The following is a 13,090-nucleotide window of genomic DNA, read 5'->3' on the forward strand; positions in this document are numbered from 1 at the left end:
GAGCCTGACATGAGCGTATTGAACTTCCCCCGCATCTACCTCAACGGCCATATGTTCTGGAACCCGCCAACGGCCAACAACAACGATGCACTGCCGCTCTATGACGCGGTCAGGATGGACCTCAACTGGCAGTTCCTGAACTACTACGACATCAATCCCCAGAACGCCCCCGAAGCGCTGATGCCCTGGACCATCCAGCCGTTGTCCAGTACTCAGGTACCTCGCTATGTATTGCAGGTGCCGACCAATGCCGGGGCCTTCCGCAATCCGTTCATGCCCGCCGAATGGGACCTGTTCGGCGACAATGCCTGCGGCACCGTGAGCTACAAGGACACCCAGTCAACGATCATTGGTGGCGAGCTCCAGGCCAATACCTACATCGACCGGGACCCGCTGGTCAGCAAGAGCTTTCAGTTGCTCGGCAACCCCTTTGGCAGCAAGGCGCCCACGCCCGCACGCTTCGTCGATATCAGCCCCTGGCAGAACACCTTCACCGCGCTGTATTTCGACAAGCTGGTGCTGGGCGACGCCCAGTGCGGCCTGACCCTCAACCGCCAGTACCGGATGCTCGACCGCTTCCTGAACTTCAACTGGGCATCCACCTTCGGCGGCCTGAGCTATGTGACGACCACCTGGCAGACCTGCTTTGCGAGGGAAAACCTGGACTGGGCCGTCGGCGATTCGCTCCTGCTGCAACAGCTCCAGCAGCAGATGATCGAGCAAGGCGCCAAGGGGCTGATGTTCCGCTTCTCCACCTACCTGACCTACTACGACAAGAACGGCGTGTTCAACGACTTCCCGCCGGTCAATACCCATTCCAGCAACCCCAAGGACGTGGCCCAGGTGCAGCGGATGTATGAGCAGGGGCTGAACAACGTCGCCGATATTTTCTACAACCCGGCCTACAGCAGCACGGCGGGTACCCTGGGCCTGTGGTTCGACGACGAATTCCCCACCGCCCCGGCTGGCCGGCGCCTGGTCCCGGCGGAGCCGGTGCCGGTCTACAAGACCACGCCTGGCGATATGCAAGACACCAAGGCCACGCTGGGCGTGATCCCTGTCCAGATCACCGGCGACACCCTGTCGCTGGATCTGTCCAACGGCATTCCGTTCTATCCGGTCGATCCCGAGGCCCCCATCGCGGTGGCCGAGAAATTCAATGCCGGCATCCTCCACCTGGGAGTGCGCCAGGAAGACCGGTTCATCTCCGCCGTCATGATCACCTACTCCCTGTACCGTCAGTCGGCCTTCAACCAGCGCTCAGGCATTCTCGACCTGCCCCTGACTGTCGAGCAAAAGAACCTGCTCGAGAGCGGCCCCCTGGAACTGCAACAACTGCTGGCAAGCGCCGAACCGGTGATCGCCGCCACCCAGCGACAGTGGACCGCCGAAGTGGTCGAGAGTGGAGGCTTCATCGACGTAGGCGACCACAAGACGCTGACGATCATGGTGCAGAAGGACGGCAAGCCCGCGCCGGAGGGCACCGAACTGCTGGTCGCCGAATACGGCAACGCCTATATGGTGACCACCAGCGACTATTACCTGGCATTCAGCAACGAAGCCGACTTCACCCTGTTCTACGATTACCCGGAAGAACCTACGCTGAATCGCTCCAACCGGCCGCAGTTCATCGACACGCCGGTGGCTGTCAGCTATCTGGCCACTGGCAGCGGCCGCCGGCTCACGGACAGGCGCACGGTCGTCACCTCCAATACCGTGCCGGAGGGAGAACCGGTCGGTTATCAGCAGTTCCTCGACCAACCCATTACCGTCAACCTGCGCCCCTGCCTGGTTTTCGACAATGCCATCGCCCAGACCGGCACCCTGCGCGACGAAACGGCTACCAGCAGCGTCAACTACAGCATCGCCAGGATCCGCACCGACGCCAGCGGTGTCGCCCGACTGGGAATCAGGGCAGAGGCACCGGGTTTCCCTACCCTGCGTTTCTTCCTGCCCGAAGGCGGCAAGATGCCCGCCGTGCCCTTCAGCTTCAACTACTCCGAGGCCTACACCGACTGCCTCGCACCTTTGCGGGTGCTGCCGCTGGAGCCGAAGCTGCAGCAGGACTTCATCGACTACTGGAACACCATCTACCGGGACCTGAACGCCAGCCAGCTGATGTGGAACAACTTCATCTACCCGCAGATCCTGCTGCCCTTCTATTACCTGTACCCGATCATGAACAAGTTCATGCCGCTCAACTCCCAGCAGCGCGTGGAAGGCGCCATCGACCAGTTGATCGTGCTGATCAGCAAGGAGTACCAGGAAGAAAGCACGCTCTCGATGCCCATCACCCGTGACATGTCGCAGAGCCGGCGGGCCGTGCTGGAGCTTTGGGCCAACGCCCTGGTGAAACACAATTACCCGCCGATGCCCCTGAGCATGAAGGACTTCCCCCCCTGCTGACAGGAGTCCCGTACCGGGAACACCGGGTGACACAGCGTCACCCGGCCCTTCACAGGAGTGCCGCCATGAACGTCCGTCTCTTGCGCCGCCTGTTGCCATTGCTCCTGCTGTTCTGTCCCTGGGCTTTCGCCGGGCAGGACAGCAGCGAGCCCTGGCAGCCGCCGCTATGAACCGACCCAATGCCAACTGGAGAGAACCGATGACAGCTCCCCTACGGATTCCCCCCCGGCCCCATGAAGACTTGCGTGCGCACACGGTCATTCGCGAGAACCTGCTCAACCCCCGGGGCCTCTGTCTGCAAGCCGATGGCAGCCTGCTGCTGGCCGAAGCCGGCTCCGGGCGGCCGGACCAACCGTTCAGTGGACGCATCAGCCGACTGCGCCCCGACCCACGCCGGACGGGTGCCTACCTGATGCCCGAAACGCTGGCCCATGGTTTTCGCTCCATGAACATGCAGGCACGCATGCTGCGCGACGAAATCCTGGGGCTGTCGGATATCGCCTGCGGCGCGGGGCGTTGCCTGGCCAGCCTGACCGACTACGTCGAAGGCTCGAAAGTCCTGGACCTGGCCTGTAGCCCTCCCGAGCCTCTGTTTCACAGCCGCGGCAACCTCAACGCCCTGTGCTATCACCCCACGCGTCATCGCTGGCTGGCAGTCAAACCCGATAGCAACCAACTGGTGGAGTTCAGTGGCACCGGCGATGAGCGGGTCCTGGTCGAGCTGCCCGACCTGGGCCAGGATCAGGATGCGGTGCCCGTTACCCTGGTCTACGAACCGAGCACCGGCGCCATGCTGATCAGCCTGTTCTCCGGCGAGTTGCACCAGGACCCGAGCCGCCGGGGCATCGACTTCGCCGACCAGGCCGGCCAGGTGATCCGGGTCTGGCCGGAAAGCGGCCACAGCGAAGTCCTGATCGAAGGCCTACAACTGCCCACCGGCCTGGCACTGACCCCAACGGGACAGCTGCTGGTGCTGGAACTCTGCGACCGTCTGCTGCAACCGCTGCTCACGGACTGGGACGGCGAATGCCTGCACGGCGGCTTCGCCCGCTTCAGCGGCCGCCTGCTGTGCTGCAACCTGCCGACAAGAGAAGTGAGTATCCTCGCCCAGGGCCTGGATACCCCGTCCAACCTGTGCCTGGTACCAGGGGCCGTACTGATCAGCGAAGGCATGGGCTTGAGTGGCCGCCCCTTGCCCCCCCCCGACGGCCCGCCCGTCCCCTTGACCGGGAGGCTGCGGCGAGTCGAACTCTAAAGCGTCGACACCAGGCCGGTGTTTCGAGCGGCCAAAAAAAACGGAGCCCATCAAGGGCTCCGTTTTTCACTCATGACCTGCGTTCCGAGGGATCAGAACGGAATATCGTCATCGAAGCTGTCGTCGAAGTTCTGCGCCGGCTGTGGCGAGGACTGCTGAGGCGCTGGACGCGATTCGCGTTGTGGCGCCTGCGAAGGCTGCGGACGCGACTGCTGCGGACGTGGCGCGGAGTTGCCCATGCCCTGGCCCTGGTCGCCCTGAGGACGGCCGCCCAGCAGCTGCATGGTGCCCTGCATGTCGACGATGATTTCAGTGGTGTAACGCTTGATGCCGTCTTTTTCCCACTCGCGGGTCTGCAGCTTGCCTTCGATGTAGACCTGCGAACCTTTGCGCAGGTACTCGCCGGCGATTTCCGCGACCTTGCCGAACATCGACACACGGTGCCACTCGGTCTTCTCGACCTTCTGACCGGTCTGCTTGTCGGTCCATTGTTCGCTGGTGGCCAGACTCAGGTTGGTCACGGCGTTACCGTTAGGCAGGTAGCGAACTTCAGGATCCTGGCCGCAAGTGCCGACCAATATGACTTTGTTAACCCCACGGGCCATAACGTTCTCCTAGGCTTCGCACGCCGATCGGGCTGGGTTGACCAGCTGCTCGAGGGTCGCGCGATCCAATAATTCGGTGTCCAATTTGATGTAAATGGCGGCTTCTTCGGCCACCATCACTGCATCTGTTACCCCAACAACGGCCTTCAGGCGCTCGACCAGACCGGCTTCGCGGATCGCTTCGGGCGATAACGGCAAGCGCAGGCTCGTCACGTAAGGTGGTTCGCGCATGGTAACAGCAAAGGCCAGCCAGAGTGCAGCCAACCCTGCGCAACCCAGGAATACAACCGACAAACCGCCATGCTGGAACAACCAGCCGCCGAGAATGCCGCCCAGCGCCGAACCGAGGAACTGGCTGGTGGAGTAGACCCCCATGGCCGTGCCCTTGCCGCCGGCCGGTGAAACCTTGCTGATCAGCGACGGCAGCGAAGCTTCCAGCAGATTGAACGCGGTGAAGAACACCACCGTGCCGATCACCAGCGCCTGCAGGCTGTCGCCGAACTCCCAGAAGAATAGCTCGGTGAGCAGCAGCGTACTGACCGCGCCCAGCAGAACTCGTTTCATTTTGCGTTTCTTCTCGCCGTAGATGATGAACGGGATCATGGCGAAGAAGGAGATCAACAGCGCGGTGAGGTAGACCCACCAGTGCTGTTCCTTGGGCAGGCCGGCTTTTTCCACCAGGACCAGCGGCAAGGCGACGAAGCTCGACATCAGCATCGCGTGCAACACGAAGATACCAAGATCCAGGCGCAGCAGGTCCGGGTGCTTGAGCGTCGGCAACAGGGCCTGGCGCGCGACCCCGGATTCGCGGTGCTGCAACGGGCCGGTCGAGTGCGGCACCATGAAGGCGACGATGAAAATGCCCAGCAGCGCCATGCCGCCGGTGGCGAAAAACAGCCCGGGCAAGCCGAAAGCGCGGGTCAGCAGCGGGCCGGCCACCATGGCCACGGCAAAGGACAGGCCGATGGTCATGCCGATCATGGCCATGGCCTTGGTGCGGTGCTGCTCGCGGGTCAGGTCCGACAACAGCGCCATGACCGCCGCGGAAATCGCCCCGGCGCCCTGCAGGATGCGCCCGGCGATCACGCCCCAGATCGAATCGGCGTTGGCCGCCAGCACACTGCCCAGGGCAAAGACGATCAGCCCCAGGTAAATCACCGGACGACGGCCGATGCGGTCGGAAATGATCCCGAACGGGATCTGGAAAATCGCCTGGGTCAGGCCGTAAGCGCCGATCGCCAACCCGATCAGGGCCGGGGTCGCTCCCGCCAGGTCCATCCCATAGGTCGCCAGGACCGGCAACACCATGAACATGCCAAGCATACGGAAGGCGAACACCAGGGCCAGACCGCTTGCGGCGCGGGTCTCGGCGCCACTCATGCGCTCGCTGTGGGGATCATGCATGGAAAAACCTCGTGTGAACCGGCGGCGATTCTACCAGTCCGATCGATTGACGGGGTATATGGCGACGCTTTGCCGCGCAGGTTTCATCTACGGCTGCACAGACCTCATTTGATAGTGTGCATCCATCCAGTATTTGCCCTTATACTCCTACGTTTTCGACGCCCGCCGAGCGAGGCCACTTTGGACAAGATCCTGATTCGTGGGGCCCGAACCCACAACCTGAAGAACATCGACCTGACCCTGCCACGGGACAAACTGATCGTCATCACCGGCCTGTCCGGATCCGGCAAATCGTCCCTGGCGTTCGACACGCTGTACGCCGAAGGGCAGCGCCGTTATGTCGAGTCGCTGTCGGCCTATGCCCGGCAATTCCTGTCGATGATGGAAAAACCCGACGTCGACACCATCGAAGGTTTGTCGCCGGCAATTTCCATCGAGCAGAAATCCACCTCGCATAACCCGCGCTCCACCGTGGGCACCATCACCGAGATCTACGACTACCTGCGCCTGCTGTATGCGCGTGTGGGTACGCCACGCTGCCCGGATCACGACATCCCTCTGGAAGCCCAGACCGTCAGCCAGATGGTCGACCTGGTGCTGGCCCAGCCGGAAGGCAGCAAGCTGATGCTGCTGGCGCCGGTGATTCGCGAGCGCAAGGGCGAGCACCTATCGGTCTTCGAGGAACTGCGCGCCCAGGGCTTCGTCCGTGCCCGGGTCAACGGCAAGCTCTACGAGCTGGATGAGCTGCCGAAGCTGGATAAACAGAAGAAGCACTCGATCGATGTGGTGGTCGACCGCTTCAAGGTCCGCGCCGACCTGCAGCAGCGTCTGGCCGAGTCGTTCGAGACCGCGCTGAAGCTGGCCGACGGTATCGCCCTGGTGGCGCCGATGGACGACGAACCCGGTGAAGAAATCATCTTTTCCGCGCGCTTCGCCTGCCCGATCTGTGGCCACGCCATCAGCGAACTGGAACCCAAGCTGTTCTCCTTCAACAACCCGGCCGGTGCCTGCCCGACCTGCGATGGCCTGGGGGTCAAGCAGTTCTTCGACATCAAGCGCCTGGTCAATGGCGAGCTGACCCTGGCCGAGGGGGCGATTCGCGGCTGGGACAGGCGCAACGTCTATTACTTCCAGATGCTTGGCTCGCTGGCATCGCATTACGGCTTCAGCCTGGAAGTACCGTTCAACCAGTTGCCGGCCGACCAGCAGAAGGTCATTCTCAACGGCAGCGGCACGCAGAACGTCGACTTCAAGTACCTCAACGATCGTGGCGATATCGTCAAACGCTCCCACCCGTTCGAAGGCATAGTGCCGAACCTGGAACGCCGCTACCGCGAGACCGAGTCGGCCACCGTGCGTGAGGAGCTGGCCAAGTTCCTCAGCACCCAGCCGTGCCCGGATTGCCGCGGCACTCGCCTGCGTCGCGAAGCCCGCCACGTTTGGGTCGGCGAGAAGACGTTGCCGGCCGTTACCAGCCTGCCGATCGGCGATGCCACCGATTACTTCGGCACCCTGTCGCTAACCGGACGCCGTGGCGAGATTGCCGACAAGATCCTCAAGGAAATCCGCGAGCGCCTGCAGTTCCTGGTCAATGTCGGCCTGGATTACCTGACCCTGGATCGCAGCGCCGATACCCTGTCCGGCGGCGAGGCGCAGCGTATTCGTCTGGCCAGCCAGATCGGCGCCGGCCTGGTGGGGGTGATGTACATCCTCGACGAACCCTCCATCGGCCTGCACCAGCGCGACAACGATCGCTTGCTGGGCACCCTGAAGCACCTGCGGGATATCGGCAATACGGTGATCGTGGTCGAACACGACGAGGACGCCATTCGCCTGGCCGACTATGTGGTGGACATCGGCCCGGGCGCTGGCGTGCATGGCGGACAGATCGTCGCCGAGGGCACTCCCGACGAGGTGATGTCCCATCCCGACTCGCTGACCGGCAAATACCTGTCAGGGCGCGTGAAAATCGCCGTGCCGGCCAAGCGTACGCCGCGCAACAAGAAGCTTTCACTGTCCCTCAAGGGGGCTCGCGGCAACAACTTGCGCAACGTCGATCTGGAGATTCCGATCGGCCTGCTGACCTGCGTGACCGGTGTCTCCGGCTCGGGCAAGTCGACCCTGATCAACAACACCCTGTTCCCCCTCAGCGCCACGGCGCTGAACGGCGCGACCACGCTGGAAGCCGCTGCGCACGACAGCATCAATGGCCTGCAGCACCTGGACAAGGTGGTGGATATCGATCAAAGCCCGATCGGTCGCACCCCGCGCTCCAACCCGGCGACCTACACCGGGCTGTTCACGCCGATCCGCGAACTGTTTGCCGGGGTACCCGAATCGCGCTCGCGCGGCTACGGTCCGGGCCGCTTCTCCTTCAACGTCAAGGGCGGACGCTGCGAAGCCTGCCAGGGCGACGGCCTGATCAAGGTGGAAATGCACTTCCTGCCGGACATCTACGTGCCGTGCGATGTGTGCAAGAGCAAGCGCTACAATCGCGAAACCCTTGAGATCAAGTACAAGGGCAAGAGCATCCACGAGGTCCTGGAAATGACCATCGAGGAAGCACGGGAGTTCTTCGACCCGGTGCCGGCGCTGGCGCGCAAGCTGCAGACGCTGATGGATGTGGGGCTTTCCTACATCAAGCTGGGGCAGTCGGCGACGACCTTGTCCGGCGGTGAGGCGCAGCGGGTCAAGCTGTCTCGCGAGCTGTCCAAGCGTGACACCGGCAAGACCCTCTACATCCTCGACGAACCGACCACCGGCCTGCACTTTGCCGATATCCAGCAGTTGCTGGACGTTCTGCATCGCCTGCGTGACCACGGCAACACCGTGGTGGTGATCGAGCACAACCTGGACGTGATCAAGACCGCCGACTGGCTGGTGGACCTGGGGCCGGAAGGCGGTTCCAAGGGCGGACAGATCATTGCCGAGGGTACGCCGGAGCAGCTGGCAGAAATGCCGCAATCCCATACCGGCTACTACCTCAAGCCACTGCTGACCCGCGACCGGGCCTGAGCCCAATGAAAAAGCCCCGGCCATTGTGAAATGGCAGGGGCTTTTTTGTGCTCGTCAGTCCTGCATTTGCCTGCAGACGCGGGCTAGAACATCAGAACTGCGACTGCAGGTAGTTTTCCAGACCGATCGACTTGATCAGCCCCAACTGCTTTTCCAGCCAGTAGGTATGGTCTTCTTCGGTATCGGCCAACTGCACACGCAAGATGTCGCGGCTGACATAGTCCTTGTGCTTCTCGCACAGTTCGATGCCTTTGCACAGTGCAGCGCGGACCTTGTACTCCAGGCGCAGGTCGGCGGCGAACATGTCCGGCACGGTAGTGCCGATATCCAGATCGTCAGGGCGCATGCGTGGCGTGCCCTCGAGCATCAGGATGCGACGCATCAATGCATCGGCGTGTTGAGTCTCTTCTTCCATCTCGTGATTGATGCGCTCGTAGAGCTTGCTGAAGCCCCAGTCTTCATACATGCGCGAGTGGATGAAATATTGGTCACGTGCCGCCAGCTCGCCCGTCAGCAACGTGTTGAGGTAATCGATTACGTCCGGGTGACCTTGCATCGCCCTACATCTCCCTGCTTGAAAGTCTGTATTTTGAACCAAGCTGACTTGCAGGTCACTGGAAAAACGCTAACAAAGTGAAGATTTTCAGAGAAAAGTAGCCGAAAAAACGCAAAAACCGCCCAGATGAGGGCGGTTCTGCTTCTCGTTTAGACTTAGTTAAGCTGTACGCCCAACGCCTTTGCGATTCCTTCTCCATAAGCCGGGTCAGCCTTGAAGAAATGCTGCAACTGACGCTGGACCACGTCCGAGCTGACACCCGCCATTGCGCCGGCGATGTTGTTGATCAACAGGACTTGCTGCTGATCATTCATCAGGCGGAACAGAGCGCCTGCATGGCTGTAGTAGTCGGTGTCTTCGCGGTGATCGTAACGGTCCGCCGCACCGCTGAGGGCCAGCGCCGGCTCCGCGTAGCGAGGAGCCTGCTTCGGCGCATCGGCGTAGCTGTTCGGCTCATAGTTCGGCGCCGCGCCACCATTGCTGCCAAAGGCCATAGAGCCGTCGCGCTGGTAGCTGTTCACCGGGCTGCGCGGGGCGTTGACCGGCAGTTGCTGGTGGTTGGTGCCGACACGATAGCGATGAGCATCGGCGTAAGCGAATACGCGGCCTTGCAGCATGCGGTCCGGCGACAGGCCGACGCCTGGAACCATGTTGCTAGGACCAAAGGCAGCCTGCTCGACTTCCGCGAAGTAGTTCAGCGGGTTGCGGTTCAACTCCAGCTCACCGACCTCGATCAGTGGGAACTCCTTCTGCGACCAGGTCTTGGTCACGTCGAACGGGTTCTCGTAGTGAGCAGCAGCCTCAGCCTCGGTCATGATCTGAATGCATACGCTCCATTTCGGGAAGTCGCCGCGTTCGATCGCGTTGAACAGGTCACGTTGGGCGTAATCCGGATCGGTACCCGCCAGGCGGGCAGCCTCGGCCGGTGCCAGGTTCTTGATGCCCTGCCGGGTCTTGTAGTGCCATTTCACCCAGTGACGCTCGCCCTTGGCGTTGATCAAGCTGTAGGTGTGGCTACCGAAGCCGTGCATATGACGATAGCCGTCCGGAATCCCGCGATCCGAGAACAGGATGGTGACCTGGTGCAGCGCCTCGGGAGAGTGTGACCAGAAGTCCCACATGGCCTGGCCGCTCTTCAGGTTGCTCTGCGGCAGACGTTTCTGGGTGTGGATAAAGTCGGGAAACTTCAGTGGATCGCGAATGAAGAACACAGGCGTGTTGTTGCCGACGATGTCCCAGTTACCTTCTTCGGTATAGAACTTCAGGGCAAAACCGCGCGGGTCGCGTTCGGTATCAGCCGAACCACGCTCGCCACCTACGGTGGAGAACCGCAGGAAGGTAGGAGTCTGCTTACCCACGGACTCGAAAAGCTTGGCGCTGGTGTATTCGGTGATGTCGCGGGTCACAGTGAAAGTGCCGTAGGCGCCCGAGCCCTTGGCGTGTACGCGACGCTCAGGAATGTTTTCACGGTTGAAGTGGGCAAGCTTCTCGATCAGGTGAAAATCATCGAGCAGCAGCGGGCCACGAGGGCCAGCAGAACGGGAATTCTGGTTATCGGCGACTGGAGCGCCACTTGCGGTGGTAAGCGTTTTGTTTTGGCTCATGCTCAATCTTCCTCTGTCAGTCTTGGAACTGCCGGCTAATCGGCTGACGAGGAGTATCGACCATCAAGATGACAGCATCAAATGCATTAAATGATTGCTATCGATAGTAATTTTCTAATACAGCAGACACAAAAAACCGGGCACTAGGCCCGGTTCTTTGTATTTGACGTCTTACTCAGCGGATACAGCTTCACCGCCGACAGCACGATCAACCAACTCGACGTACGCCATAGGCGCGTTGTCGCCAGCGCGGAAACCGCACTTGAGGATGCGCAGGTAGCCACCCTCACGGGTAGCGTAACGCTTGCCCAGGTCGTTGAAGAGCTTACCAACGATAGCTTTCGAACGAGTACGGTCGAAAGCCAGACGGCGGTTAGCCAGGCTGTCTGTCTTGGCCAAAGTGATCAGCGGCTCAGCAACGCGGCGCAGTTCTTTAGCTTTCGGCAGTGTAGTTTTGATCAGCTCGTGCTCGAACAGCGACACCGCCATGTTTTGGAACATGGCCTTGCGGTGCGAGCTGGTGCGGCTCAGGTGACGACCACTTTTACGATGACGCATGGTTCATTCCTTACCAAACACAACGTTCGGTGATTACGACGATCAGGCAGTCGCCTTGTCGTCCTTCTTAAGACTTGCAGGCGGCCAGTTGTCGAGGCGCATGCCGAGGGACAGACCGCGGGAGGCCAGAACGTCCTTGATTTCAGTCAAGGATTTCTTGCCAAGGTTCGGAGTCTTCAACAGTTCTACTTCGGTACGCTGAATCAGGTCGCCGATGTAGTAAATGTTTTCCGCCTTAAGGCAGTTAGCCGAACGTACAGTCAGTTCCAGATCGTCAACCGGGCGAAGCAGGATCGGATCGATCTCGTCTTCCTGCTCGATTACCACTGGCTCACTGTCACCTTTGAGGTCGACGAACGCAGCCAACTGCTGTTGCAGGATGGTTGCAGCACGACGGATAGCCTCTTCAGGATCCAGGGTACCGTTGGTTTCCAGATCAATAACCAGCTTGTCCAGGTTGGTACGCTGCTCGACACGGGCGTTTTCCACCACGTATGCGATACGGCGAACCGGGCTGAACGAAGAGTCAAGCTGCAAGCGACCGATGCTGCGGCTTTCGTCTTCATCGCTCTGACGCGAGTCTGCCGGTTCATAACCACGACCACGAGCTACTACGAGCTTCATGTTCAGGGCGCCGTTAGACGCCAGGTTAGCGATTACGTGATCGGGGTTAACGATCTCGACATCATGATCCAGCTGAATATCGGCAGCGGTAACCACCCCCGAACCCTTCTTCGACAAGGTCAGCGTAACTTCGTCACGGCCGTGCAGCTTGATAGCCAGACCTTTAAGGTTCAACAGGATTTCAATTACGTCTTCCTGTACACCTTCGATGGCGCTGTACTCGTGGAGCACACCGTCAATCTCGGCCTCGACTACTGCACAGCCGGGCATTGAGGACAACAGGATGCGGCGCAGCGCGTTGCCCAGGGTGTGGCCAAAACCACGCTCGAGAGGCTCGAGGGTGATCTTGGCGCGGGTTGGACTGACAACCTGCACATCAATATGGCGGGGTGTCAGGAACTCATTTACCGAAATCTGCATGGATGCACCTATTTTCTAGCCCTTACTTGGAGTAGAGCTCGACAATCAGGCTTTCGTTGATGTCGGCGGACAGATCACTGCGAGCTGGAACGTTCTTGAAAACGCCCGACTTCTTCTCAGTGTCTACTTCTACCCATTCTACGCGGCCACGTTGGGCACACAGATCGAGAGCTTGGACAATGCGAAGTTGGTTTTTTGCTTTCTCGCGAACAGCAACCACGTCACCAGCACGAACCTGGTAGGACGGAACGTTAACGGTCTGACCGTTTACGCTGATCGACTTGTGCGATACCAGCTGACGGGATTCGGCACGAGTCGAACCGAAGCCCATACGGTATACAACGTTGTCCAGACGGCATTCGAGCAGTTGCAGCAGGTTTTCACCGGTTGCACCTTTCTTGCCAGCAGCTTCTTTGTAGTAGCCGCTGAATTGACGCTCGAGAACGCCGTAGATACGACGGACCTTCTGCTTTTCACGCAGTTGGGTGCCGTAGTCGGACTGGCGACCGCGGCGCTGGCCGTGGATACCAGGTGCTGCTTCGATGTTGCACTTGGATTCGATAGCGCGCACGCCGCTCTTCAGGAAGAGATCGGTGCCTTCGCGACGAGCCAGTTTGCATTTTGGACCAATGTAACGAGCCAT

Annotated in this window: 10 protein-coding genes; 3 read left to right on the forward strand and 7 right to left on the reverse strand. The window is 60.6% G+C overall.

The window, feature by feature from the left end; all coding sequences use genetic code 11:
* Nucleotides 1-9: 9 nt before the first annotated feature.
* Both AC3RCP_RS28620 and AC3RCP_RS28625 read left to right on the forward strand, forming a co-directional pair.
* Nucleotides 10-2,406 carry a hypothetical protein gene (locus AC3RCP_RS28620; RefSeq protein WP_101339257.1) on the forward strand — a complete coding sequence of 799 codons (2,397 nt, stop codon included), beginning with the start codon at nucleotides 10-12 and terminating at the stop codon, nucleotides 2,404-2,406.
* Between the two features lie 199 nt (nucleotides 2,407-2,605).
* On the forward strand, nucleotides 2,606-3,661 hold the full coding sequence (locus tag AC3RCP_RS28625) for a hypothetical protein (protein WP_492571912.1): 1,056 nt from the start codon (nucleotides 2,606-2,608) through the stop codon (nucleotides 3,659-3,661).
* 92 nt (nucleotides 3,662-3,753) lie between these two features.
* Here AC3RCP_RS28625 and AC3RCP_RS28630 read toward each other — a convergent pair whose 3' ends face one another.
* Together AC3RCP_RS28630 and AC3RCP_RS28635 are read right to left on the reverse strand one after the other, a co-directional pair.
* Nucleotides 3,754-4,266 (reverse strand): single-stranded DNA-binding protein, encoded by a 513-nt coding sequence (locus AC3RCP_RS28630; protein WP_009045846.1) that lies wholly within the window; start codon nucleotides 4,264-4,266, stop codon nucleotides 3,754-3,756.
* 9 nt (nucleotides 4,267-4,275) lie between these two features.
* Nucleotides 4,276-5,670: an MFS transporter gene (locus AC3RCP_RS28635; RefSeq protein ID WP_492571913.1), complete on the reverse strand. Its 1,395-nt coding sequence runs from the start codon at nucleotides 5,668-5,670 to the stop codon at nucleotides 4,276-4,278.
* A gap of 180 nt (nucleotides 5,671-5,850) precedes the next feature.
* Here AC3RCP_RS28635 and uvrA point away from each other — a divergent pair, with 180 nt between their 5' ends.
* Nucleotides 5,851-8,685, forward strand: coding sequence for an excinuclease ABC subunit UvrA (gene uvrA / locus AC3RCP_RS28640; protein WP_007924172.1), 2,835 nt, complete (start codon nucleotides 5,851-5,853; stop codon nucleotides 8,683-8,685).
* Between the two features lie 91 nt (nucleotides 8,686-8,776).
* Here uvrA and bfr read toward each other — a convergent pair whose 3' ends face one another.
* From bfr to rpsD, 5 genes are all read right to left on the reverse strand, one after another.
* On the reverse strand, nucleotides 8,777-9,241 hold the full coding sequence (gene bfr, locus AC3RCP_RS28645; RefSeq protein WP_007924173.1) for a bacterioferritin: 465 nt from the start codon (nucleotides 9,239-9,241) through the stop codon (nucleotides 8,777-8,779).
* Nucleotides 9,242-9,396: 155 nt separating this feature from the next.
* Nucleotides 9,397-10,845 (reverse strand): catalase, encoded by a 1,449-nt coding sequence (locus tag AC3RCP_RS28650; RefSeq protein ID WP_492571914.1) that lies wholly within the window; start codon nucleotides 10,843-10,845, stop codon nucleotides 9,397-9,399.
* 171 nt (nucleotides 10,846-11,016) lie between these two features.
* Nucleotides 11,017-11,403 (reverse strand): 50S ribosomal protein L17, encoded by a 387-nt coding sequence (gene rplQ / locus AC3RCP_RS28655; protein WP_007924175.1) that lies wholly within the window; start codon nucleotides 11,401-11,403, stop codon nucleotides 11,017-11,019.
* A 42-nt stretch (nucleotides 11,404-11,445) separates the two neighbouring features.
* Nucleotides 11,446-12,447 (reverse strand): DNA-directed RNA polymerase subunit alpha, encoded by a 1,002-nt coding sequence (locus AC3RCP_RS28660; protein WP_007924176.1) that lies wholly within the window; start codon nucleotides 12,445-12,447, stop codon nucleotides 11,446-11,448.
* 22 nt (nucleotides 12,448-12,469) lie between these two features.
* Nucleotides 12,470-13,090, reverse strand: coding sequence for a 30S ribosomal protein S4 (gene rpsD, locus AC3RCP_RS28665; protein ID WP_003176404.1), 621 nt, complete (start codon nucleotides 13,088-13,090; stop codon nucleotides 12,470-12,472).

It is taken from the genome of Pseudomonas sp. GW822-FHT05A08, from assembly GCF_058800485.1.

Bases quoted from the DNA above. Each gene is read 5' to 3' on its own strand.
- bfr (WP_007924173.1), bottom strand. From the start codon at position 9,241: ATGCAAGGTCACCCGGACGTAATCGATTACCTCAACACGTTGCTGACG.
- AC3RCP_RS28635 (WP_492571913.1), bottom strand. From the start codon at position 5,670: ATGCATGATCCCCACAGCGAGCGCATGAGTGGCGCCGAGACCCGCGCC.
- AC3RCP_RS28650 (WP_492571914.1), bottom strand. From the start codon at position 10,845: ATGAGCCAAAACAAAACGCTTACCACCGCAAGTGGCGCTCCAGTCGCC.
- AC3RCP_RS28625 (WP_492571912.1), top strand. From the start codon at position 2,606: ATGACAGCTCCCCTACGGATTCCCCCCCGGCCCCATGAAGACTTGCGT.
- rpsD (WP_003176404.1), bottom strand. From the start codon at position 13,090: ATGGCTCGTTACATTGGTCCAAAATGCAAACTGGCTCGTCGCGAAGGC.
- AC3RCP_RS28660 (WP_007924176.1), bottom strand. From the start codon at position 12,447: ATGCAGATTTCGGTAAATGAGTTCCTGACACCCCGCCATATTGATGTG.
- rplQ (WP_007924175.1), bottom strand. From the start codon at position 11,403: ATGCGTCATCGTAAAAGTGGTCGTCACCTGAGCCGCACCAGCTCGCAC.
- AC3RCP_RS28620 (WP_101339257.1), top strand. From the start codon at position 10: ATGAGCGTATTGAACTTCCCCCGCATCTACCTCAACGGCCATATGTTC.
- AC3RCP_RS28630 (WP_009045846.1), bottom strand. From the start codon at position 4,266: ATGGCCCGTGGGGTTAACAAAGTCATATTGGTCGGCACTTGCGGCCAG.